We start from the raw sequence: 22444 nt of genomic DNA on the forward strand, positions 1-22444 counted from the left end.
CTTGAAATTTAGCATCTACGTAATAAGGTGAAACTATGGCTTTCTCCTCTATATTGATTGTAAAGTAAAATAGTTTTATAATTTGAGGTTGGAATATCGTTAAGTTTTACCGTTTCCGGAAGCTTTTGGGTTTTCAATATTTTTGAGGCCAACCATACACCAAATGATGATGCTGTATTAAATTCACCACACAAATGTTTATAATAAACTTGTTGCGTGTTATTAAAAGTCCCAGAACTTAATTCATCATAAAAACTGTCGTAAGTAACATCTCCATTGTTTCCTAAAACCAGAATATCAATAGTTTCAATATCAATATTATTCTCTTTTAAGAATGCTTTAGCAACATCAGTAACATTTGAATTTCCCAGTGTGTTGTATGTACTTATTGCTACAATTTGAGCATAACTAGAATCTTGCTTAAGATTAGACAGCACAAAGAAATTCGCACCTTCCCCAAAAACAGCTCCTTCTGTTTTAGATTGCAACAAATCTGTAGAACTTGTTTTTTCTTCTTTTATATGATTGATAAGTTTATGCAACGTGCATGTATATTCTTCAATTTCATCAACACCTCCAACTAAAATAGTACTGGCCTCATCGTTTTCCAGCATTAATTTTCCATCCAATACTGCAGACTCAAAAGAAATGCTCGCTTGTACATAAGTAAAATTATAGCCTTTACATTGCAGACCAAGAGCTATTTGGCCTCCAACGGTATTGTGTGTGGATTGTATAAAAGATGTTGGTGTTAAAAACTGTTCACCATTATCTATAATAGCGCTTAAAAACTTCTTGGAGTCGTTTAGACATCCCATTCCCGTTCCTGTAATGATGGCATCTACAGTTTGTAAATTAGCCTCATTTAGAGCTATTTTAGAGGCTACTACTCCCATTTTAACGCCTTTTGCCATTCTACGAGCACTTGCTGGAGGAATATAGTCTTTATAGTTTGGATCTACGGCCAAAATGATATTATCTTCATAAGAAATAATATCATCTAAAAACCATGAATTATCATATGTTTTTTGAGATGAAATAGAGCCAACACTATTTATATAAACGGGTTTCATTGTTTTTTTGAAAAAATAACGGTTGAACAATTACCTCCAAACCCTAATGAATTTGATAATACCGTATGCAATTCTTTTTCTTTAAGTTCTAATTGCGGAATCATATTAAATTCTTTCATCTTGGTTTTAAAATTCAAATTGGGATAGATTACATTATTCTGAAGTGCCAAGACGGAATACACAGCTTCAATAGCTCCAGCAGCAGCTAACGTATGTCCTGTATATGCTTTTGTTGAACTAAAAGCAGGAACATCGTTACCAAATATTCTTAAAATGGCCCGCCCTTCGGATAAATCATTATTTCCAGTTGCAGTACCATGTGCATTAATATAATCGATGTCTTTTGAAGCTAATTTAGCAACCTTTAATGCTTTTTCCATGGCTAGTGTTGCGCCATCCCCGTTTTCGGATGATGCAGTTTGATGATACGCATCATTGGCATTGCCATAGCCTTTTACATAAGCTAAAACCGTTTTGTTTTCGGCTTGGACTACTTTATCGGATTCTAAGACTAAAAAGGCAGCAGCTTCTCCTAGGTTTAATCCTTTTCTGTTTTCGTCAAATGGAGTATTATAAGTATCCGACAAAATCATTAAAGTTTTAAAACCATTAATGGTGAATTTTGATAAGCAGTCAGACCCTCCAACAATAACTCTATCTAATTGTCCAGATTTTATTAGTCTGGCTCCAAGCATAATAGAATTTGCAGCCGAAGAACACGCTGTACTTATAGTTGTTACTAAACTTTGTTCTATGCCTAATTGTTCTGCAATTTTTTGAGTAGAATCTCCTGCATGATGCCCTTCTATATATTTTTGAGTTGATTTATCTTCTAAATAATCGTAATAATTAGCTTCGGTCTTATCCATTCCCCCAACACTTGTTGCAGATATTAATCCTGTTTTATAAGCGTTTATATTGGAAATGCCTGCGTTTTCAATAGCTTGCTTTGCTGCTATTACACCCAGTAGTGCCGTACGAGAATAGTTGTTGTTTGGTGATAAACCAAGTTGTTGTTCTAATTCTTTATTCGTAAAAGCAATTTCGCCAACCATAATGTTTTCCTTATGGATGGTTTGTATTTTTGAAATTCTTGTAATTCCAGTTTTGCCTTCTACAAGCGACCTGTAATTCTCGTCTACATTGTTTCCAATAGCAGAAATAATTCCCATACCTGTAATAGCTATGCCTTTACTCATATTTTATTATTCCTGTGAAATTAGGAATCTTAATTTATTAAACTTATACCAATTTAATTTTGAAACTGATATTATTTAGAGATTCAACACCAATCGATGGCTATTTTAGTACAACCGTTTGTGAATTTGTGGTTATGTTTTTGCGAAATTTTTAATAAAATCTAGTTGAAAGATTCTGATACACGCAATAATGATGAACGATTTATTTTGTTCTATTCTCAAAAATATATTTAGCCATGACCTCAATAGACTCAAAAATAGCGCGACCTTGTTTTGGGTCGGTTAACTTAATTCCGTAGTTCTTATCTAACATAACAATTAATTCCAATGCATCAATGGAGTCTAGCCCTAAACCATCTCCAAATAATATATCATTGTCATTAATATCTTCTACTGTTATATCTTCAAGGTTTAATTGCTCTACAATATTCTTTTTTAGCTCTTGTTTTAAAGTCTCCATGTTATGTATTATATAATTTTACTATATTTTGTTTATTATGTATTATTGATCCTTTATTCGTTACCAAATATAAAAATGCTTCATAATCATCTCCATCTAACTCAACCCAACCGCAAAGCACTTTTTTTGTTTTATCTGTTGATAATAAGCTATTGGTGTTGTCCAATAAATGTTGTGCATTAAACGCGTCAAAGATAAAAAAACTATTTTCAGAAAATAACTTGTATTTAATACTAATTTCTCCAATACAAATATTTGGCAATGTGTATACAAAAACAGCAGGGCTTGGATAGTAATCTTCTTTATTTTGAATGGACTGTTGATGCTTTCTATCGGTATCTATACTTGATGCTTTGTTAGAGAATACAATGGCGATATTATTTTCTTCTTCTGGGTTTAAATGTTCGTTTTTTAGTAATACATCGGCAGCTAAAAATGCTAATTTGCTTAAAGCATCCATTTTAAAAAACTTTGCATAATTTGTTTCAAGAGATTTATATGCAGCTTTTATAAACGCCGAAAAGTTATTGTTTTCATTATTATAAATAACAGAACCATTTAAGGATACCTCATTGTTTTTGATTTTGCAAAAAGAGCTTATATGGTAATTGGAATTCATTAGTCAGTTACTTTTTTTTACAAACCAATAAGGTATGATATTCTCCAACACTAATATCTTCTTCAAGCTTAAGTCCAGCTTTATCAATTAACTTAAGAAATACTTCAGCCGAATACATTTTACTGTTCCCATTTGCCAATACGGTGAAATAAAGGGAGGTTGCTTCTAAGATAAATTTGGCATTATCGAATTTCTGTCTATCTGTAAACGTCTCCATAATCATTAATTCGGTATTATCGTCCATGGACTTAACACAAGTCGTTAATACCTTAAGAATTTCTTCTTCAGAGAAACAATCTAAGAATTGGCACATCCATATCGTATCTGCTCCATTTGGAATTTGAGGGTTGTCTTTTAACCAATCTATTTCATAACTGGAAACCCTTTTATCAAAGCCTTCTTTTTTAATATTGCCGAGAGCTATATTTATTTGCCCAGGTAAATCAATTATTTTTACGGATACATCTTGATTATGTTGACAACAGCTTATTGCAAATTTCCCTGTATTGGCACCAATATCGAATATGGTTTTTGGGTTATTTCTAAAGGCTAATTTTAAAGCATCATTAAAAATCGCATCAGAATAGTGATGATCAAATTCAAACCAAGATTTTTGAATTTCTGGCGTTAATTGAGATAAGCCTTCATAAACCGTGTTCCAACTGCCAAGCTCTTTTAAACCTTCTGGCTTTCCGGTTTTTATAGACTCATTTAAATGGAATAACCCTTTATAACATACATCGTTTGTAAAGTTTATATTAACGTTTACAGTCTCATGATAATTTAAAAAATAACCCGTAGTGGTTAATTGATAATTACCTGAATCGTCTTTACTAACAATGCCAGAACTTTCGGCTATTTCTAATAAAACACCTATCCCATATGCACTAACAGATAATTCATTTGAGATGGCATCTATTGCAATGCCTCCTTTTTTCCTTTTATTAAAAATCAAGCTAAGAACACCTAACTTTCTTAGTGAAACTGTAGCTTGAAACACAAAAGGAGCAAAAGCAATTTTTTGTGCTTCTTGAATAGCGTCAATAGCTCTTAACGTAGTATTTTCCATAATTATTTTTTATCTTTTTTTACTTTTTCAAATATTACTGCTGTATTACTACCACCAAAACCTGACGCTGTTTTAAGAAAAAAGTTCATTTTTTTTGGGGTGATTTGAGTTATGATATTTATTGGTTGTGTAACACCTAATGTCTCAAAACCTAAAGAAACATATAAGGTGTTATTATAAAGTGAATGCATTCCAACAATAGTTTCTAATAAACCGGAAGCTCCCAGAGTATGCCCGAAATAACCTTTTAAACTATTTGTAGGGACATTTTGCAGGCCTAATCTGTTGAACGCAATAGCTTCCATTTCATCATTATAGGGTGTCGCTGTTCCATGGGCAGAAATATAATCGATACTTTCAGACGATATATTCGCTTCTTTGAGCGCCGATGTTACACTTCTAAACAAGCCTTCTCCGGTTCGGGAGGGTCCGGAAATATGATTGGCATCATTACAAGAACCTTCTCCTAAAACAGCAACGGCTTCTTTTACCAGATTTGTTTTATTATTGGTAACCAAAATACTTGCAGCAACTTCGCCAATATTAATCCCAGAGCGATTTTTACAATAGGGTTTGCAAGGCGCATCGCTTAGTGCCTGAAAAGAGTTGAATCCCGATAAAATAAACTCTGTAACAAGATCTCCGCTCACAATAAATACATGGTCATAAACGCCTTGTTGGATATAACGTTTTGCAACTGCAACGGCTAAAATTCCTGAAACACAGGCGTTAGAAATAACAACAGCCTCGTTTTCAAATTTAAAGAAGTCCTTTATTTTTTTACCTAAAACACTTAAATAAGCACGTTCTTCAGGAAATTCGTTGTTTTTTTCTAAAACATCAATATTACCTTTTGTAGTTGAAATAATTAAACCAACATTTTTTGTTAAAGGAATTTTAGACGCTTGAATAACATGGTTTAACGATGTTATCATCATCTGTTCTAAGCGCGTGAAATCGCCTTTGCCTTCTAAGGGTTTAAAACGTTCACTTAATGCTTTTGTGTTTATTATTGATGACCAAAAAGGTTGAGGTAATAGGTTTTTGTCGTCAATTAGTTGTAAACCGGATACTTGATTATGAATATTATTTATAACAGTTTCACTATCAAATCCGAGAGAAGAGACTATATTATTATGTGATAAGTAAACATCAGTCATCTAAAAGGCCTACTTTTTGTTTCCATTCCATGAAAAAATCTGGAATTGTTAAAGATAATTCTCCTTGCCCCGTATGGTCTACAAAAACCTGAACGGTTTCTCCCGTACAAACGAGCTGATTTTCTTGATTAAAAATTTCATATCTAAAAATCATTTTCGCAGCACGACTGTCTACATATATTGTTTTTATTGTAGCAACATCCCCATAACGCAAAGGTAATTTGTGTTCGCTACTTGATTTTACAATTGGCGTAGCATAGCCAAAGTCTTTTTGATTTAAATATGATATGCCATGATGTCTGCCAAAAGCCTCTCTACCATCTTCAAAGTATTGTATATAATTGCCATGCCAAACAATTCCTAGTGGGTCAGTTTCTACAAACCGAACTCTTACCTGGCTAATAAAGCTAATTTCTTTATTATTTTTAGACTGCATTTTTCTTTTCATTGTAAACTATGGCGATTGCGGTTGTGACGATAAAAAACAAAAATAGTAATGTTATTTCCGGAATGATATCCATTAAGCTAGAATTTCTCAAAAAAACATCGTAAAAAGCATTTAACCCCCAATTCATTGGCGAAATATTAGATAAGGTTTGCATAAATTCGGGCATAATAAATACGGGAACCCAAACACCTCCCAAAGCTGCTAAAATAACTACAAAGGTTGCTCCAAATGGAGCAGATTGTTCTTGGGTTTTGGCTATCGTGCCTAAAAGTAAGCCCAGTCCTATGGCAGCTAAACCTGCAAATATGGCCACTAAAAATAAAAGGGGTAATTTGTCTGAAACATTTAATTTTGGTAACCCTATAGCTGGAAATAAATAAATTCCAATAAGTAACATTAATACAAACTGAATCAAACAAACGATTAAATAGATCGCTGTTTTTCCTCCAAGAACGGTTAAATATGATACTGGATTTGTTCTTAGGCGTACAAAAGTACCTTGACTTTTTTCTTTTACAATATTAATGGATAAGGGTACAATAATAAAAAATATAGCAAAAAGTGTCCAAGCTGGAACATTATGCTGAACCGAGTTTGGGATGATATTTTCATCATCCTTTTTTGGCAATATTTCTTTAAAACTTATAAAACTCTCTGTTTCAAAAATGATTTCCGAAGGATCATCTGTTAATTGCTCTTGAAATGCATTGTAGATGGATTGCGTTTCAATTTTAGAAATCATTTTATCTACTTCATTTTTTACTGAGCTTTTAAAAGAGAACTGCGTTGCCGGATCAAAATATAACTTGACTTCTTTTGCCTTGAAAATTTCTTTTGGTTTATCTTCACCTTCATCTTCTAAACCAAATTTATTCAAAATGCCTTCAACATTTTGGTTGATTTTTTTTTCAAGATCTGAAGATAAATCTTCAGGAATTACAATAGCCAATTGATTTTTGCCTTTAAAAACCAGATTCTTGGCATCTTCTTCAATAGCAATTTTAATAACCTCAAAAACATTCGAGCCTTCCAGACCTTTAACAATGGTTTGTGACACAGATCCCTTATCGTTATCCACTAAAAGTATAGGGATTTTGGTTTCACTTACAGTTTTAAATGTACTGTCTTGAATTATGGTAATAGTTACTATTAACACTAAAGGCATGATAAATAATATGGCTATTCCACCAATATCTCTGGTGAGCAATCTAAACTCTTTATATGCAGATGCCAGTAATTTATGCATGATCTCTTAAAGCGTGTCCGGTTAAAGCTAAAAATACATCTTCAAGATTTTTAGCATTTTTTTGCTCTTTAATTAAGTTTTTTGGGTCTCCTTGTGTTATTATTTTTCCGTGGTCTATTATAGCAACTTTAGTACAAAAGGCTTCTGCTTCGTTTAAGTGATGTGATGTATAGATTATTGTAGTTCCTTTTTCGTTAAGAGCTTTTAAATAATTTATAATAACATTTTTAGATTGCACATCGACTCCAACAGTAGGTTCGTCTAAAAACAGGACTTTTGGGTCGTGCAGAATACTAGCTATTAAATTGATTCGACGTTTCATCCCTCCAGAAAACGTGTTTATTTTTTTATTTGAAAATTGTGAAAGTCCTAGAGTTTTTAATGCGTCTTTTATTTTTAATTTTAAATCGTTGCCTTTTAATCCGTACATGCTTCCAAAATACGCTAGGTTTTCAAAAGCGGTTAAAGTTGGATACAAAGCATATTCTTGAGGGACTATACCTATTAACTGTTTTAATTGGTTCTTATTTTTTTTATAGGTAAGCCCATCTATAACAAATGAACCGGAAGTTGGTTTAATTAATGAGCATAACAGCGAAATTAACGTTGTTTTTCCTGCTCCGTTTGGGCCTAACAGTCCAAAAATATCTTTTTCTGAAATGCACAAATCTAAATTAGATACAGAAAATGTATCTGCTCCTTTATATTTTTTAGATAGTTGCTTAATTTCAATCATGTATAATTCCTTATATGGCCTTTTTTAATTTTTTAAAGAAGGCTTCTTCCTTATCTGCAATGACTTCTAATTGTGATGCCACATGATTATAAGCATCATCTTTCGCACTTCTGCTTTTATAAATACGAGATGCATCTAAAGCAAAATCTCTCCATAAATCACCTATAACCGTCATTTCTTTGGATAATTCTGCCAATTTATTGTTATTTAATATTTTACTGGATTCTTGTAAAAAGGCTGCATAAATATATCTAAATCCACCACCACCGGTTCCAATCTCTTCTTGCATTCTAACAATTTGCCCTAAATAATGATTAGCAACTTTAACACCTTTTTTCTTAGGCCATTTGCGTATTAGTTTTGCTGTATACTTAATGCCTTTAACACCAATAACAGGTACTGGAGCCAGCATATCTCTACACGTGTTTTTTATTCCTTTAATAATGGCGCTTTCAATATTTAGTTTTTCTGGAAAACCTATAGGATAGTACATGTGGCCTTTTGGAGCAAAAGCACCTTTAGCAAAGCGAACTTTATCTAATTCTTTACTGGTTAACGTTGTAACCGTTTCCATAACAGGGTCGCTAATCAAATAGCTGTCATTTTGTTTACCATACACAATTAAATTATGTGCATTAAAATGAAAACGATATTCGTCTGGAAAGTATACTAAATTATAAACGCCAACTTGAAGTCCTACGGGATTGTTTTTTTCTAAATTTTCAATTAGTCTCGCTTCAGCTTGTTGTGGGGTTTTAAATTTTTCCTTTTTAATTTTTATCCCAGTACGTTTTGCAAATCTTTTAAAAATTTGACCGGGCATTGTTCTATATGATATTGCCGGGGCATGATTTACTTTTAGAAAAGGAATATAACAGAACATTAAACCAGAACCTATGCCAAACACCATGGGTTCACTTACATCAAAGCCATTATACTTCATTAAATTTGAAACAACGCCATTTTCGCAGTGCGCGGTTTGGTGATGTGTAAAATTAATTTCCATAATCAATATCCTTTAATTGATTAATAGAAACTTCGAACACATCGGCATATTTTGCTAGTGTTTTTTCAGATAATTTATTGAATTTTTTCAATTTAAAGTGTCTTTTTACCTGCCATTTAAACAGGCCTACATAACTTGCTAGAATACCAATATCCATTTTATGGAGTTCCATATAATATTCAATAGGGCTAGTTTCTTTATTTAGTACTCTGGCTTTTGCTTTTGCAATACGCTCATTAATTTCTTGTATGGCGTTGTCTAAGGCAATTGTTTTAGGCTGCCAACCGCTACTTTTAGCTGTAGTGTATTCCCCTTTATCATCAACAGCATAACAAAGCTCTTTGTGTTTGCCTGCTTCTAAACTACTTTTATCTTGGGGGACATCACTCTTTTTCATAAAACTATTTCAAATCTTTGATAACCAAATTCATCTCACAAGATAATAATTTGGATGTTCCTTCGTGAATATTGCATTCTAAAGAACATATGCTGTAGCTATCGGTGTCATATCTTGATGTTAGTTTTGCACTGGAGATTATGGTACTATCAACCTTAGGACAGGAAAACAACGTTACTTTTTTCACGGCACTAATAAAACCAATTAGATTAGCACCTTCTCCTTCAATATCATCATCATTAAAAAAACTTTTGCCAACTATTGATGAGCAAGTTTGTGCTGCATTCTCTATTAATCCTACTTCGTTAAAATAATCATCTTCAACTAAAAGACAGTCTTTTTTAATTTTAAATGATGTAGAAACATGTTCATCATCAAGAGTTAGAACCTTGTCTATCATCAAAAATGGAGGACGATGCGGTAAAAAATTAGAGACATCTATTTTATCAAGATCAATCATTAACTTGCAATAACAGTTTTCATTATACCAGAAGCAATTGTTTCATTTTTGGAACTAAGTACAGTTATTTCAACCAAAGTTACTCCCATAAATTCATGTAAAATATGAGCTTCTGTTTTTATGGTTTCATTTAATTGAGGCAACATAGAGATTTCTATTTTTTTAATAGAACCTATATAGCCTGTTGGTGCCGGAGATCCTTTTAAAAAATAATCATACCCCGTATGGAGTGCCACTGTCTGTGCCATATTTTCTACTAATCCGGATTCCGATAGTACTTTATTTTCAAAAAAAATATTGGTTTCTAAAACTCTTAATGAGGATATTACATTTGTATCGGAAAAACCTAACAAACTATCTACCATTACAAAAGGAGCTTTTTGTGGAATTAAGTGTTCTATATTTGTAATTGGTTTTTCTAGTAAAGCCATTTTAATGAACAGTTAGATGTGCATAAGCATAAGAGAATCTTCCGCTTTCTGGCACTGATAACATTATTTTGTCTCCTTTTTTCAACCTTCCAGAATACATGAGTTCTTCAAGCATTAGGTAGATAGAAGCAGATCCAACATTGCCTACTCTATCTAAATTAGTAAACCAACTACTTTCGGGAATTTGCAATCCTCTTTCTTTAATTTTATTTTTTAATTTTTCAGCAAAAAAGTTAGAGGATAAATGAGGTAGAAAATAGTCGATATCCGCAGAGTCTTTATCATGTTTTTTTAAGACTAGCTCTAAGCTTTCGACACCTTTATCGATAATATGCTTTTCTAAAATTTTAACATCTTGTTTAACAGAAAAGATAGATTCTTCTAACCATTGTTTAGAGTTGTATTCTGTCCAAGGCTTAATAGACCCATCGTCAAGTTTTTCTCCGCCAGAATACATACAGGTTTCCAATTCATGCGCATACGAATAGGCTTCCATCCAATCTATTTTTAAAGAGATGCCTGTTTCATTTTTTTTGTTTTCTAACAACATGGCGCCTGCTCCATCTGACAGCATCCAACGTAAAAACTCTTTTTTAAATGCTACTATAGGCTGCTCTTCTAAAGATGAAAGCGACACAGCCTCTTCATTAAACATATTTGCCTGTATTCGTGTAGAAGATCTTTCTGATCCTGTACAAACTGCATTGTTTGAATTTCCTGATTTTACAGATAAAAAGCCAAACTTTAAGGAACTCATGCCTGCACAGCAAATACCTGCGGCTGAGTTTATCTCCATATTTTTATTTGCTAATAAACCATGAACCATGGCTGCATGAGAGGGCAATAATTGATCGGGAGAAGAGGTTCCGCAGCATAATAATTCCATACTGTTTTCAGTAAACGAATCGTCAAATAACTTTGCAATAGCTTCTTGAGTTAATTCTGCATTGCTATGGGTAATTTTTCCTTGACTATTAATGGCGTAATAACGCTGTTTTATTCCATTATTTCTTAATACTACTCTTTTTGCTCTAGAAGGCTTCCCGTTAATTTGACCTAAAATGCCTTCCATTTCATCATTACTAATGGGGTTGTTTGGTAAAAATTTTGATATTCTTGTTATGTAAACGTCTTTCATTTAATCCCTTTCTATTTAATTTCTACAGATGAATAATATTTTTTATCCTTTTTTATCTTTCCAGACAAAGGCAAATAAGTCAACAAAAATAAAAGAAAAACCACGGGAGCAATAACCCAAATGGCAAATAATAAATAATAATTAAATATTTTAATCCAAATTGTACGCTTATTGATATTACTTTCCCCCTTAGAATAGATGAGTTTTGCCCATTTACCAAATAAAACATTGGCTCTTTTATCTGCTAAAACTAAAAAAGGTTTTATTACTACAGCTTCTTCTTTTACTAGACTTTTTTGAAGATTATCAAGATTATTACTAATGGTGTGATCTAATATAACATCACCAAACCTGGTAGATTCATCAATATCTTTTTGAGACACGCCTGGTTTAGGAAATATACCTAAATATTTTTTTTTCTCTCCACTAAACATCCATTGTACTATGGTAATAACGCTTATGTGGTTTATATGCCTATCTCTTAAAACAATATTACCAACTAATTTGGAACCACATTCCTTAAGTAGCGTTTTCACTTTTTCTTGAGCCATTACCCACATATTTCTACAACCAATAACAGTAATTATTGGCGTATTTGCAAGTAATTGTTTGGCTTCTGGGGTAGATAAGAAAGAATTTGTTGGAATTGATGGGCTTAAATACCAAACAGAATACCCTAAAATCACTAAATCGAATTTTTGATTTAGAATGGCTTCAGGAATGGGTTTTGTTTTTGAAGGAATTTGAAGAAAAGATTCGGGAAATGCATTTAAAAAATCTTTTTTTTTCCATGGAAAAGCAAAAGGCGTTTCCATTTCTATTTGATGGTGAACAACTTTTATGTTTTTGGAATTATTAAGAGGCATCGCAATATTATTTACGATTTCTGTTAATTGACCAGATTGAGAGTAATGAATAACTAAAATGTTCTTCATTTTATTATTTATTGTTTGCATCCCAAAAATCAAAATAATTAAACCATTGTAATGGGTATTTTTTAATCATCCATTCTAAGCTTTGCGTATATTCTTTTAGTAATGCTTTGGCATCCCTGTGCTTCACCTCTGCTGTTCTTGCATAAAGGTGGTAATGTTTTCTGGTTTCTTTTAGTACATATACAAAAAGTACAGGAACTCGTAATCGAGAGCTTATAAGAAATGGACCGGCTGGAAACTTAGTTTCTTTACCTAATAATTCTTGTTCTAAATATTTTGAATCTTTAATGTAACGATCTCCTGTTATACAAACAATTTCATTTCTTGCCAATGCTGCATTAATTTCAAAGATATGGGAAAGGTCTTCTTTAATAAGAATAATTTTTATGTTAGACTTATTTGTAACACTATCAAGATAATCTTTTATGGCTGTATGCTCGACATTGGTTGTGAGTAAGCTTATGCACTCATTATCTTCTAATTCTCCAAAAAAATGCTCAGCAATTTCAAAATTGCCCATATGACCGCTTATAAGGATGCCTCCTTTTTTTTGTTTTAGTATTTCTTTTATACGCTCTACACCATCATAATCATATGTGAATTTAGACTTTAAGCCAGAAGAAATAGCAACTTTGTCTATTATTGTTTGTCCAAAAACAAAATAACTTCTGTAAATGCTTAAGATACTTTTAAGCTTGGAATATTTTAGTCTTTTATGAAAGTAGTAGTAGGTCGCTTTTGTGCTGTCCATCGCAAAAAGGCAGAAATAAGCAGCAACAAAATATAAAATAAAATATGCTGAACGTAGTCCAAGTTTTTTGATACAAAATATAAATATTTTGTAGCCTAAAACCGTACCTCTGGACTTTCCTTTCCATTCAGCAGCCATATATATTTGGGTAAAGTTGTTTTATTATTTTAATTTGTTTTCAATAAGATTGTAAAAATCTTGAAGTGTAACAATGTTTATAAAATCTTCTCCTACTAATTTAACGCCAAAATTAGACTCAATAGACACAACAAGATCTACAAAATCTAAACTGTCAAGTTCAAGAGTTTCTTTTAAGTTAGCTTCGGGTGAAATATCATCATTTTCAACTTCAAATTCATCTATAAGAAAGTCGTTTATTTTTTCAATAATAACTTCTTTATTCATCTTTGTGATTTATTTTTTTTATTATTAATGCTGAGTTTGTTCCCCCAAACCCAAAGGAATTGGACAAAAATACATCAATTTTTTTATCTAACGTTTTACTTACTAAATTTAATTTTGCAGCATCTTCATCCGGGGTCTCAAGATTTATGTTAGGAGCAATAAAAGAGTGCTGCATCATAAGCATCGAATATATAATTTCACTAGCTCCAGCCATCCAGCATTCATGTCCTGTCATAGACTTTGTAGAGCTTACGTAAGGACCGTTTTCTCCAAATACGTTGAATATGGCTTTGGCTTCATTGGCATCTCCAACAGGTGTTGAAGTAGCATGTGCATTAACGTAGTCGATACTGTTAACAGGAATGTTTGCTTGTAATAAGGCTTTATTCATGGCTCGGGAAGGTCCATCAACGTTTGGTGTTGAAATATGTTCTCCGTTTGATGAAAACCCATAGCCTATAATTTCTCCTAAAATAGGAGCGCCTCGCTTTATGGCAGATTCATAACTTTCTACTACTAAGGTAGCTCCGCCGCCACTAGGAATAAGACCATCACGATTTTTATCGAATGGGCGGGATGCCTTTGCAGGTTGTTCTTCGTGTGCAGAAAATACACCTAAGCCATCAAAACTTCCCATGGCTAGTTCATTTATCTCTTGAGCACCTCCACATATAATACAGTCTTGAAGGCCACTTTTTATAAGCTGATATGCCATGCCAATAGCATGAGAGCCACTTGCACAGGCAGCACTTATAGTAAAATTAACACCTGTTAATTTAAAAATAGTAGAGAGGTTCATCGTTACGGTAGAATTCATGCCTTTAAAAATAGATCCAGAACCTACCAAGGTGGTGTCTTTTTTCTCTCTAATTTTATCAACAGATTCTATAACAGATTTTGCTGTACTATCGTTACCGTAAAGAATCCCTACTTCATTAGCGTCTATAAACTCTTGAGTGATTTTTGCATTTTCTAAGGCTTCAATGGTTGCCATATAAGCATATGCGCCTTCTTCCCCCAAGCTAATACGCTCTCTTCTTGTAAGGAGCTTTTTAAGATTAGGTGTCTCTACCATGCCTGTTAAGCTTGAACGGTAACCAAAAGGTTTTCTTTTTTCATCAGAGATAATTCCAGAGGTTCCGTTATAAAGAGACGTTTTTACTTCTTCTAAATTTTTACCAATGCAGGAATAAATTCCCATGCCAGTTATAACAACTCTTCTCATCTTTCGAATTATTTATGAATAAATGCCTCCATTTATATTTATAACTTCCCCTGTAATGTAAGATGCTTTTTCTGATGCTAAAAAAGATACTAAATGCGCTACTTCTTCGGGGTCTCCAAAACGATTTGCAGGAACCATCTTTTTTAATTCTTTTTCATCCAAATCCCCAGTCATGTCTGTTTTAATAAATCCTGGGGCGACTGCATTTACAGTAATCTTACGTTTAGCTATTTCTTGAGCTAAGGCTTTTGTGGCTCCTATAACAGCACCTTTTGCAGCAGAGTAATTGGTTTGACCAGCCGTTCCTTTAAGACCGGATAATGAAACAATATTGATAATACGCCCATATTTTTGAACCAATAATTTTTGAATTAAGTGATTAGTTACATTAAAGAATCCATTTAGACTGGTATCAATAACATTATTCCAGTCTTCGGATGTCATCCACATAAATAAACCGTCTTTTGTAATGCCGGCATTATTAACGATCACTTCAATAGCAGCATCTTTGTTGTTTTCATGCCAGTTATCTAAAACAGATTTTACTTCGTGGTTATTAACTACATTAAATTGTAGTAATTCTCCTTTTCCTCCAGCTTCTTCAACAGCTTTTAAGGTATCGAGAGCAGCTTGTTCGTTACTTTGGTAGTTAATTAAGATGTGGTAGTCTGTATCTTTGGCTAGTTGAATACAGATGGCTTTTCCAATCCCCCTTGAGCCACCAGTTATTAGTGCGTATTTATTTTTAATTGTATTTTTTTTCATTAACAATAAACATTATTTTTTTTTGATTTCAACAAAAATATTAATATTACTAAACCGTTTGTTTCCTAAAAGTGTACCTTCTTTAGTTAAAAATACCCATTTGTTATTGTATTTAACCTTAGCTAAAGAACCTAAAAAACCCTTGGTTTTTCTATTAAAGGAGAAACTTGGAGTTATAAAATAGTTTGGTGGTATAACCATTTCTCCTTTTTCATTTACAAAACCCCAGCTATTCTTAAAAAAAGGTTTTACGGGAGCAAGGGCAGTATCTTTCCCAAAAATTTCAGCATCGTTAAATTGAGGTTCAATAACATATTCCCCTTTTGTATTTATGTACCCCCAACGTTTACCATCATAAACAGGAGCCATTCCATTTACAAAATGTCTGGCAACCTTAAATTGTGGTTTTATAACCCATTCACCTTTAGTATTTATATATCCAACTTTTTTATCAACTCTAGCCATAGTTAGATCGCTATCATCTCTAAAATCCCAGATTTTTGAAGCATTATCAATGACAATAGGCTTGTTGTTAATAAATATTTTAAAAACAGTGCCTTGTCTTACTCGTACAATTTTATTGAAGTAATTTCCAATTTCATTATAATTTGGAGAAATATATTCTTTGCCATTTACATCTATCATACCCCATAAATCATTTAATTGAACTCTAGCGAATCCATTAACAAATGGTTTTATAGTCTGATATTTAGGCTCCATTATAATTTCTCCATTAGAATTTAATAAGCCTACTAACTTTTTTGTCTTAAAAATAGCAACTCCTTCTTTGGCGAAATTATAGTATTTAGTATTAGGTTTTGGGTGTATTTTTACTTTTCCTGCAACGTCGATAAAACATTCTTTATTATCTTTTACAACCAAAGCCAAACCACTATTGAAAACTTTTGCATCATCAAATTGAGGTTGAATAACCCATTCTCCTTCAATGTTAATATATCCCCATTTTCTATTTTTTTTAACTGGAGCTAAACCATTTTCGGAAAAACTCTTAGCATTTTTAAATTGGGGTTCAATAATATATTCACCAGTATAATCAATATACCCGAAACGGTTCTTTTCAAGAACTAATGCTGTTTTTTGGGCATTAATACATATTGAGGTTAATAAAAATATATATATTGGGGCGAGACGTAAAATCATTACATAATGATATTAAGGTTTAGCTTTTGAAAAAAGTTCAGCATTTTGAAACCATTTACCTCCTAATGTTTCCCCTTTTTTATTTATAAAACCCCATTGTTTACCTTTTTTTACGCGTGCTAATCCCTTATAAAATCCCTTAATAACATTTTTACTAAATAAGGATAGTCCGCCAGCTGTGATTTGGTATTCTGCGGGGATTACAATTTTTCCAGATTTATCGATAAATCCCCATAATTTTTTCTCTTTTACAGGAGCTAAGCCATCTGCTGAGAAGACTTCAGCATCTTTATAGATGATTGGGATTACTACCTCTCCTTTTTCATTAATATAACCCCATAATTTATTTTTAAAAACAGGAGCTAACCCATTTCTAAATGCTCTGACTTTCTCATATGTAGGTTCAATGACCCATTCACCAGAATTGTTTATAAATCCGATTTTTTTATCGCGTCTAGCATAAGTTAATTCAGAATGATCATTAAAATCCCAGATTTTATCAATTCTAACTGTTGTGTTAAATTTATTATTGCTAACAACACCAAAAGTTTCACCTTTTTTTGCCCAAACACCGCGTTTATTATAGCTCCCTATTTCAGCGTATTCTGTAGGAATAAAAACCTTACCTTTTTTGTCGATCATACCCCAATAATCTCCTTTACGTACTCTGGCGTAACCGTTAACAAATGGTTTAATGACATCGTAGGTTGGTTCTAATATAACCTTTCCATCGGTTCCCATAAGTCCAGTTTTTTTAGCTTTTCTTAGAAAAGCAACACCATCATTAAAATCATAATATTTTTCTGTTACCGGAGTACTTAACTTTTCTCCTGAAGCATTGATGTAGTTCCATTGATCATTTTGAAGTACTAGCACGTAACCGGAATTAAAGTTTTTTACTTTTTCAAACTCAGGGGCAAGAACCCATTTGCCAGAGGTATCAATTAAACCCCATTTTTTGTTGTTTAAAGCAGCAGCATACCCTTCATGGAAATTTCCTGCTTTTTCAAATTGAGGTTGAATAACGTATTCTCCAGATGTATTAATATAACCAAAAAGATCGTTGTCTCTAACAAGCGCTAATTCTTGTGCATTAACACATGTTAGATTTAAAATAAATGCAAAAATTAAAGTGTAATAAAGTTTCATTATACTATGTTGTTTTCATGATTCATAATAAAGTCTTTAACCTTATTCACATAAGGATACATAACTATGTCTTCTGTAAAGATAGGAACTAAATTCCTTACAACATCATACATTCTTTTAGTCTTTGTAGATATTTCATCTTGTTTTTTAAGATATTCAATAGCCTGTACAATGGTTATCATTTCAATGGCGACAACTTCAAAGGCATTTTCAATAACCTTTTTTGTAATTAAGGCTGCATTGGTTCCCATGCTTACAATATCTTGATTGTCATTGTTGTTGGGGATACTATGCACATACATTGGGTTAGACAACATTTGATTTTCGGCTGTAGTAGATGTGGCTGTAAACTGAACACCTTGCATACCAAAATTTAATCCTAATTTACCCAAATTTACAAATGCAGGAAGAATATTATTCAGATTAGGGTTTAACAAATAGTTAAGTTGACGCTCTGCAAGCATACTCATTTTGGTAACAACTAATTTTAATTTATCCATTTCTAGCGAAACATAGTCGCCATGGAAGTTTCCGCCATGATATACATGTTGTTCCTCTACATTTACAATAGGATTATCGTTTGCAGAATTAATCTCTTCAATTAATATTCTTTCTATATTATTTAAAGTATCTAATACAGGTCCTAATATTTGAGGAACACATCGTAAAGAATAATATTCTTGTACTTTTTCTTCAAAAACAGTAACCTCAGGATTTTTATTATATAAAAACTCTTCGCGTTTTCTGGTTAGCTTGCTGTCGCTTAAATACGACCTCATTTGTTTAGCTACTTCTCGCTGTCCTTTGTGTTTTTTCGTTTGGTTTAACTCAAAGGATAAGTGATCGTCGTATGCTTGCACAATTTCATTGATTGCAGAAGAGCACAAAACAACCCAGTTAAGTAATCGTCTTGTATTTATAGTGTTTACAATACCAATACCAGTCATTACAGAAGTACCATTCATTAAAGCCAGCCCTTCCCTTAAAGCAACTGTAATAGGTTTTAGGTTCTCGATTTCAAAAACTTCTTTAGTGGGCCTTAGTTCATTTTTATAAAAAACCTCGCCTTCTCCAATTAAAACAAGCGCTAAATGTGCTAATTGTACTAAATCACCACTTGCACCAACCCCTCCATGCTCATAAATTAATGGAATAATATCTCTGTTAATTAAAGTGGTCATTAATTCTATTACCGATTTATGTACCCCAGAGTTGCCTAAAGATAATGTATTTAATCGCGCTAACATGGCTGCTTTTACGTACTGAGGAGCAATAATGTTTCCTGTACCAGAAGCATGGCTTCTAATTAAATTGTACTGTAGTTTTATACGATCTACATCATCTATTTTGTATTGTGCCATAGGGCCAAAGCCCGTGTTAACACCATAAATGGTTTTGTTTTCTGAAAACGTTTTTAAAAAATTAAAACTATTTTCAATAGTTTCGAAAACTGTATTATCAATTTCGATAGGGTTGTTTTCAAAAATGATTTTGTAAAATTCTTCAATACCTAAAGTTCCATTAAGTTTTAACATCTAGACTGTGTTGGTAAAATTTAAAAATAATATTTTAATAACTAAAGATAAAATAGTTATTTTGGAATGCAAATTTAGAATAATAAATGACACCAACTAAAAAGAATATGAGCGAAGAAAACATTGACGTATTAATTATAGGGGCAGGGCCATCTGGATGCGTTTCGGCGTCATATTTATATGATAAAAACTGTAAGGTAAAGATTATAGAAAAAAGCAAATTTCCAAGGTTTGTTATTGGAGAAAGCTTATTGCCGAGATGTATGGATCATTTTGAAGAAGTTGGGTTGTTAGATAGTTTAAAGGCATGCGATTTTGAAGTTAAGGAAGGTGCGCGATTTATTAGAGGAGAAGAAGTGTGTAATTTTGATTTTAGTAAAAAGCACACTCAAGGTTGGGATTGGACTTGGCAAGTGCCGAGAGCGGATTTTGATAATGTTCTTGCAAATGAACTTATAAAAAGAGGTGTAGATATTGCTTTTGAACATGAAGTGATTGATGTTGTTATTGATGAGGATGGCACTTCTATAACAACTATTAAAAATGAGGAAGGGCAAAGTTATACGGTTAAAGCAAAACATATTATTGACTCGAGTGGTTATGGTAGGGTTTTACCACGACTTTTAAATTTAGAAAAACCATCAGAACTTCTTGACCAGTCTTCAATATTTACACATGTAAAAGATATAAAACGCCCTGAAGGGTGGGAAGGTTCGCGTATAACATTTGATGTTATAGATCTGCGAGTGTGGTTGTGGGTTATTCCTTTTTCTGACGATACAACGAGTATTGGTTATGTTGGACCAACAGAATTTATAGAATCTTTTGAGGGAACGCCGACTGAAAAGTTAGCAAAAATGCTAAAACTTTCGGATTATTATAGCGATAGATTTGATGGTGTTGATTTTTTATTCAATCCGGTTGAAATAAAAAATTATTCTAAATCTGTGAAGCAGCTTTATGGCAAGGGATATGTACTTACAGGTAATAGTGCCGAATTTTTAGATCCTGTGTTTTCTTCTGGTGTTACGTTTGCGACTGAATCTGCTTTGCTTGCAGCAAAATTAATAGCAAAAGAATTACAGAATACTGAAGTTGATTGGGAGGTAGAGTATTCAGATTATATTAAAAAAGGTGTTAACGTTTTTGCTACTTATGTAAAGGAATGGTATACAGGAAACCTTCAAGAAATATTTTTCCACAAACCAGAGAATCCTGAAATTAAAAAACAAATATGTGCCGTTTTAGCTGGTTATGTATGGGATGAAACCAATCCTTTTGTTAAAAACCATCATAGATTGGTTAAGACTGTTGCTCGCATTATTGCTATGGAAAAAGAAAACGAGGGTGTTTAAAAAAGTGCCATTCTAAATGAAATGTACTTGCCCGCGGGAGGGATCAATCTATTAATTTTTAGATTAATAAGATTCTTCGCTGCGCTCTGAATGACAAAACAAATTACTTTTTAAACACCCTCGTTTTAATATTAATTTTTCGAGCAATAAACTATTTTAGTGCTTTTTTCTTCAGGTTTTTAGCAAATTCTTTAGCTAGTTTTGCATAAGCTTCAGAGATACGGTATCCGGAATTATAGTCATTACCCATAGCTCCAAATCCTTCTACTTTAGTATAATCTGCTGAAAATAAAATAGCATCAGGAGTTTTAGTTTCAAATACAACAAGGGTTGCTTCTATTTTTGAATTTTGTCTTACTATACCAACATTATAGCCAGCATACATCATAGTAGTCTTTATAAGCAAAGTGTATTTTGCATCATTGCCTTTATCCACTTTTACCTCACCGTCTTCAAATCTTTTATTAAAAGATTCTATAAATTTTGGCTCATATCTATCTTCTCTATCAGCAAACCAAGACGCTTTGAATTTTTCTCCTGTACCAGCTTCCTTGTCTTCTCTCTTTTTCATTTTATCTTTAAGGAATTCTTCTTCAGAATCGTACTTTGGGATTTTTAAATTTGAATATTCAAATTGCAGGCTATACTCTGTAATATCTTTTAAATTTTTAAAAGATCCTTCTTTTACTTTTACCTTTTGAGAGTAGGTTAGGCATGTACAAAATAGAATTAAAATAATTGTTAATTGTTTTTTCATAAATTAAAATTTAAGGATTTGAATTGATTAATAGTATAAATAGAAATTGTTTCTTAATGTATATAAATACTCTGATTGAGTTTTGGTTAGCATATTATTTAGAGGTGAATTATAGCATTAAAATTCTTCCAAAAAGGATAAGGTTATTTGTATAACTTTTTGTAAATGTATTGGTAAAATATCTTTTTTCCAAGGATGCGACGCTCCAAAAACATGATTGGCACCTTCTACGATTTTTAATTGACTTTTTGGATTCCATTCGTGAAGCTTTTCGGCTTCTTGAATGGATATACTAGTATCTGCATCACCATGAACTATTAAATAGGGGATTTGTAAATTAGATACGGCTCTTTTTATGGTTAAGCGTTCTTCGTTTTTTATATAATTCTCATAAAATTGATAATAATGCGGCATTTGTTGCTTTGTTCTGCCGTTGAGTACATATTTTACGCCATCTTTTTTCCACGATTCTAAATCGCCAATTGTTGCCGTTCTTTTTCCAAAGTCACAAATACTCGCTAGGCTTATCACGTTTTTAACACGCGGATCTTCTTCTGCCTTTATTAAAACGATTCCGCCGCCACGACTGTGCCCAATAAGGCTAAGGTTATTTATATCGCCAATGCTTTTTATATCATTGCTTTTAAAAACCCAGTCGATTACAGATTCTAAATCGTCCAATTCTTTGGTATAATTATTATTGCCAAAAGCTTCCAAATCAGGAAAGTCTATAGGCTGCTCAATAGTACCGCCATTGTATGAAAAGTTGAACTTTATAAAGCAAAATCCCGCTTCGGCAAATGCATTTGCCATTAAATTCCAGGAACCCCAGTCCTTAAACCCTTTGTACCCATGACAAAATATGATTATAGGTTTATTAATATTATTGGATGTATACGTAACATCGATTAAAATGGGTTTTTCATGTTTGCCATCAATAACACTATTTTTTTTGCTAATCATT

General features: G+C 32.6%; 25 protein-coding genes. 1 reads left to right on the forward strand and 24 read right to left on the reverse strand.

Features of this window, described 5'->3' with window-relative positions; genetic code table 11:
• Nucleotides 1–8: 8 nt before the first annotated feature.
• The 22 genes from C1H87_RS13065 to C1H87_RS13170 form a co-directional block, all read right to left on the reverse strand.
• Entirely contained in the window at nucleotides 9–1073 is a 1065-nt protein-coding gene (locus tag C1H87_RS13065) for a beta-ketoacyl synthase N-terminal-like domain-containing protein (RefSeq protein ID WP_102756241.1), read from the reverse strand.
• The gene (locus C1H87_RS13070) at nucleotides 1070–2272 is read right to left on the reverse strand and encodes a beta-ketoacyl-[acyl-carrier-protein] synthase family protein (RefSeq protein ID WP_102756242.1); all 1203 of its coding nucleotides are present in this window, start codon (nucleotides 2270–2272) and stop codon (nucleotides 1070–1072) included. Before C1H87_RS13070 ends, C1H87_RS13065 begins: the two co-directional genes overlap by 4 nt.
• Before the next feature lie 202 nt (nucleotides 2273–2474).
• Nucleotides 2475–2732: a phosphopantetheine-binding protein gene (locus tag C1H87_RS13075; protein WP_102756243.1), complete on the reverse strand. Its 258-nt coding sequence runs from the start codon at nucleotides 2730–2732 to the stop codon at nucleotides 2475–2477.
• Between the two features lies 1 nt (nucleotide 2733).
• Complete coding sequence (locus tag C1H87_RS13080) at nucleotides 2734–3351, reverse strand: 3-oxoacyl-ACP synthase (RefSeq protein WP_102756244.1); 618 nt, start codon at nucleotides 3349–3351, stop codon at nucleotides 2734–2736.
• Nucleotides 3352–3358: 7 nt separating this feature from the next.
• A complete protein-coding gene (locus C1H87_RS13085) occupies nucleotides 3359–4420 on the reverse strand; it encodes a methyltransferase (RefSeq protein ID WP_102756245.1) in 1062 nt (353 codons plus the stop codon).
• A 2-nt stretch (nucleotides 4421–4422) separates the two neighbouring features.
• Nucleotides 4423–5580, reverse strand: coding sequence for a beta-ketoacyl synthase N-terminal-like domain-containing protein (locus C1H87_RS13090; RefSeq protein ID WP_102756246.1), 1158 nt, complete (start codon nucleotides 5578–5580; stop codon nucleotides 4423–4425).
• Nucleotides 5573–6016: an acyl-CoA thioesterase gene (locus C1H87_RS13095; RefSeq protein ID WP_233783125.1), complete on the reverse strand. Its 444-nt coding sequence runs from the start codon at nucleotides 6014–6016 to the stop codon at nucleotides 5573–5575. Before C1H87_RS13095 ends, C1H87_RS13090 begins: the two co-directional genes overlap by 8 nt.
• Nucleotides 6006–7274, reverse strand: a complete 1269-nt coding sequence (locus C1H87_RS13100) for an ABC transporter permease (protein ID WP_102756248.1) — start codon at nucleotides 7272–7274, stop codon at nucleotides 6006–6008. Before C1H87_RS13100 ends, C1H87_RS13095 begins: the two co-directional genes overlap by 11 nt.
• Nucleotides 7267–8010: an ABC transporter ATP-binding protein gene (locus tag C1H87_RS13105; protein WP_102756249.1), complete on the reverse strand. Its 744-nt coding sequence runs from the start codon at nucleotides 8008–8010 to the stop codon at nucleotides 7267–7269. The genes C1H87_RS13100 and C1H87_RS13105 overlap by 8 nt, the downstream gene beginning before the upstream one ends.
• Nucleotides 8011–8020: 10 nt before the next feature.
• Nucleotides 8021–9016 (reverse strand): BtrH N-terminal domain-containing protein, encoded by a 996-nt coding sequence (locus tag C1H87_RS13110; protein ID WP_102756250.1) that lies wholly within the window; start codon nucleotides 9014–9016, stop codon nucleotides 8021–8023.
• Entirely contained in the window at nucleotides 9006–9413 is a 408-nt protein-coding gene (locus tag C1H87_RS13115; RefSeq protein ID WP_102756251.1) for a hypothetical protein, read from the reverse strand. Before C1H87_RS13115 ends, C1H87_RS13110 begins: the two co-directional genes overlap by 11 nt.
• A gap of 4 nt (nucleotides 9414–9417) precedes the next feature.
• Complete coding sequence (locus tag C1H87_RS13120; RefSeq protein ID WP_233783127.1) at nucleotides 9418–9813, reverse strand: ABC transporter permease; 396 nt, start codon at nucleotides 9811–9813, stop codon at nucleotides 9418–9420.
• 59 nt (nucleotides 9814–9872) lie between these two features.
• The gene (locus C1H87_RS13125; RefSeq protein ID WP_102756253.1) at nucleotides 9873–10304 is read right to left on the reverse strand and encodes a hypothetical protein; all 432 of its coding nucleotides are present in this window, start codon (nucleotides 10302–10304) and stop codon (nucleotides 9873–9875) included.
• A 1-nt stretch (nucleotide 10305) separates the two neighbouring features.
• Nucleotides 10306–11442: a beta-ketoacyl-ACP synthase III gene (locus C1H87_RS13130; RefSeq protein ID WP_102756254.1), complete on the reverse strand. Its 1137-nt coding sequence runs from the start codon at nucleotides 11440–11442 to the stop codon at nucleotides 10306–10308.
• Nucleotides 11443–11453: 11 nt separating this feature from the next.
• On the reverse strand, nucleotides 11454–12377 hold the full coding sequence (locus tag C1H87_RS13135; protein ID WP_102758262.1) for a hypothetical protein: 924 nt from the start codon (nucleotides 12375–12377) through the stop codon (nucleotides 11454–11456).
• 4 nt (nucleotides 12378–12381) lie between these two features.
• Nucleotides 12382–13266: an LpxL/LpxP family acyltransferase gene (locus tag C1H87_RS13140; RefSeq protein WP_102756255.1), complete on the reverse strand. Its 885-nt coding sequence runs from the start codon at nucleotides 13264–13266 to the stop codon at nucleotides 12382–12384.
• Between the two features lie 24 nt (nucleotides 13267–13290).
• Complete coding sequence (locus C1H87_RS13145; protein WP_102756256.1) at nucleotides 13291–13533, reverse strand: acyl carrier protein; 243 nt, start codon at nucleotides 13531–13533, stop codon at nucleotides 13291–13293.
• On the reverse strand, nucleotides 13526–14758 hold the full coding sequence (locus tag C1H87_RS13150; RefSeq protein ID WP_102756257.1) for a beta-ketoacyl-[acyl-carrier-protein] synthase family protein: 1233 nt from the start codon (nucleotides 14756–14758) through the stop codon (nucleotides 13526–13528). Before C1H87_RS13150 ends, C1H87_RS13145 begins: the two co-directional genes overlap by 8 nt.
• Nucleotides 14759–14770: 12 nt before the next feature.
• Nucleotides 14771–15523 carry a 3-oxoacyl-ACP reductase FabG gene (gene fabG, locus C1H87_RS13155; RefSeq protein WP_102756258.1) on the reverse strand — a complete coding sequence of 251 codons (753 nt, stop codon included), beginning with the start codon at nucleotides 15521–15523 and terminating at the stop codon, nucleotides 14771–14773.
• A 12-nt stretch (nucleotides 15524–15535) separates the two neighbouring features.
• Nucleotides 15536–16684, reverse strand: a complete 1149-nt coding sequence (locus C1H87_RS13160; RefSeq protein ID WP_102756259.1) for a WG repeat-containing protein — start codon at nucleotides 16682–16684, stop codon at nucleotides 15536–15538.
• Nucleotides 16685–16696: 12 nt separating this feature from the next.
• Nucleotides 16697–17833 carry a WG repeat-containing protein gene (locus C1H87_RS13165; RefSeq protein WP_102756260.1) on the reverse strand — a complete coding sequence of 379 codons (1137 nt, stop codon included), beginning with the start codon at nucleotides 17831–17833 and terminating at the stop codon, nucleotides 16697–16699.
• Nucleotides 17833–19368: an HAL/PAL/TAL family ammonia-lyase gene (locus C1H87_RS13170; protein ID WP_102756261.1), complete on the reverse strand. Its 1536-nt coding sequence runs from the start codon at nucleotides 19366–19368 to the stop codon at nucleotides 17833–17835. Before C1H87_RS13170 ends, C1H87_RS13165 begins: the two co-directional genes overlap by 1 nt.
• A 107-nt stretch (nucleotides 19369–19475) precedes the next feature.
• Between C1H87_RS13170 and C1H87_RS13175 the strand changes: the two genes are divergently transcribed.
• On the forward strand, nucleotides 19476–20723 hold the full coding sequence (locus C1H87_RS13175) for an NAD(P)/FAD-dependent oxidoreductase (protein ID WP_102758263.1): 1248 nt from the start codon (nucleotides 19476–19478) through the stop codon (nucleotides 20721–20723).
• A gap of 151 nt (nucleotides 20724–20874) precedes the next feature.
• Here C1H87_RS13175 and C1H87_RS13180 read toward each other — a convergent pair whose 3' ends face one another.
• Nucleotides 20875–21480 carry a hypothetical protein gene (locus tag C1H87_RS13180; protein ID WP_102756262.1) on the reverse strand — a complete coding sequence of 202 codons (606 nt, stop codon included), beginning with the start codon at nucleotides 21478–21480 and terminating at the stop codon, nucleotides 20875–20877.
• 117 nt (nucleotides 21481–21597) lie between these two features.
• A complete protein-coding gene (locus C1H87_RS13185) occupies nucleotides 21598–22443 on the reverse strand; it encodes an alpha/beta hydrolase family protein (protein WP_102756263.1) in 846 nt (281 codons plus the stop codon).
• Nucleotide 22444 lies beyond the last annotated feature (1 nt).

Source organism: Flavivirga eckloniae (genome assembly GCF_002886045.1).
Lineage (GTDB): Bacteria > Bacteroidota > Bacteroidia > Flavobacteriales > Flavobacteriaceae > Flavivirga > Flavivirga eckloniae.

What these genes read in the sequence shown, in the direction of transcription:
- C1H87_RS13065 (WP_102756241.1), bottom strand. Translation starts at nt 1,073, where the DNA reads ATGAAACCCGTTTATATAAATAGTGTTGGCTCTATTTCATCTCAAAAA.
- C1H87_RS13070 (WP_102756242.1), bottom strand. Translation starts at nt 2,272, where the DNA reads ATGAGTAAAGGCATAGCTATTACAGGTATGGGAATTATTTCTGCTATT.
- C1H87_RS13075 (WP_102756243.1), bottom strand. Translation starts at nt 2,732, where the DNA reads ATGGAGACTTTAAAACAAGAGCTAAAAAAGAATATTGTAGAGCAATTA.
- C1H87_RS13080 (WP_102756244.1), bottom strand. Translation starts at nt 3,351, where the DNA reads ATGAATTCCAATTACCATATAAGCTCTTTTTGCAAAATCAAAAACAAT.
- C1H87_RS13085 (WP_102756245.1), bottom strand. Translation starts at nt 4,420, where the DNA reads ATGGAAAATACTACGTTAAGAGCTATTGACGCTATTCAAGAAGCACAA.
- C1H87_RS13090 (WP_102756246.1), bottom strand. Translation starts at nt 5,580, where the DNA reads ATGACTGATGTTTACTTATCACATAATAATATAGTCTCTTCTCTCGGA.
- C1H87_RS13095 (WP_233783125.1), bottom strand. Translation starts at nt 6,016, where the DNA reads ATGCAGTCTAAAAATAATAAAGAAATTAGCTTTATTAGCCAGGTAAGA.
- C1H87_RS13100 (WP_102756248.1), bottom strand. Translation starts at nt 7,274, where the DNA reads ATGCATAAATTACTGGCATCTGCATATAAAGAGTTTAGATTGCTCACC.
- C1H87_RS13105 (WP_102756249.1), bottom strand. Translation starts at nt 8,010, where the DNA reads ATGATTGAAATTAAGCAACTATCTAAAAAATATAAAGGAGCAGATACA.
- C1H87_RS13110 (WP_102756250.1), bottom strand. Translation starts at nt 9,016, where the DNA reads ATGGAAATTAATTTTACACATCACCAAACCGCGCACTGCGAAAATGGC.
- C1H87_RS13115 (WP_102756251.1), bottom strand. Translation starts at nt 9,413, where the DNA reads ATGAAAAAGAGTGATGTCCCCCAAGATAAAAGTAGTTTAGAAGCAGGC.
- C1H87_RS13120 (WP_233783127.1), bottom strand. Translation starts at nt 9,813, where the DNA reads ATGATAGACAAGGTTCTAACTCTTGATGATGAACATGTTTCTACATCA.
- C1H87_RS13125 (WP_102756253.1), bottom strand. Translation starts at nt 10,304, where the DNA reads ATGGCTTTACTAGAAAAACCAATTACAAATATAGAACACTTAATTCCA.
- C1H87_RS13130 (WP_102756254.1), bottom strand. Translation starts at nt 11,442, where the DNA reads ATGAAAGACGTTTACATAACAAGAATATCAAAATTTTTACCAAACAAC.
- C1H87_RS13135 (WP_102758262.1), bottom strand. Translation starts at nt 12,377, where the DNA reads ATGAAGAACATTTTAGTTATTCATTACTCTCAATCTGGTCAATTAACA.
- C1H87_RS13140 (WP_102756255.1), bottom strand. Translation starts at nt 13,266, where the DNA reads ATGGCTGCTGAATGGAAAGGAAAGTCCAGAGGTACGGTTTTAGGCTAC.
- C1H87_RS13145 (WP_102756256.1), bottom strand. Translation starts at nt 13,533, where the DNA reads ATGAATAAAGAAGTTATTATTGAAAAAATAAACGACTTTCTTATAGAT.
- C1H87_RS13150 (WP_102756257.1), bottom strand. Translation starts at nt 14,758, where the DNA reads ATGAGAAGAGTTGTTATAACTGGCATGGGAATTTATTCCTGCATTGGT.
- fabG (WP_102756258.1), bottom strand. Translation starts at nt 15,523, where the DNA reads ATGAAAAAAAATACAATTAAAAATAAATACGCACTAATAACTGGTGGC.
- C1H87_RS13160 (WP_102756259.1), bottom strand. Translation starts at nt 16,684, where the DNA reads ATGATTTTACGTCTCGCCCCAATATATATATTTTTATTAACCTCAATA.
- C1H87_RS13165 (WP_102756260.1), bottom strand. Translation starts at nt 17,833, where the DNA reads ATGAAACTTTATTACACTTTAATTTTTGCATTTATTTTAAATCTAACA.
- C1H87_RS13170 (WP_102756261.1), bottom strand. Translation starts at nt 19,368, where the DNA reads ATGTTAAAACTTAATGGAACTTTAGGTATTGAAGAATTTTACAAAATC.
- C1H87_RS13175 (WP_102758263.1), top strand. Translation starts at nt 19,476, where the DNA reads ATGAGCGAAGAAAACATTGACGTATTAATTATAGGGGCAGGGCCATCT.
- C1H87_RS13180 (WP_102756262.1), bottom strand. Translation starts at nt 21,480, where the DNA reads ATGAAAAAACAATTAACAATTATTTTAATTCTATTTTGTACATGCCTA.
- C1H87_RS13185 (WP_102756263.1), bottom strand. Translation starts at nt 22,443, where the DNA reads ATGATTAGCAAAAAAAATAGTGTTATTGATGGCAAACATGAAAAACCC.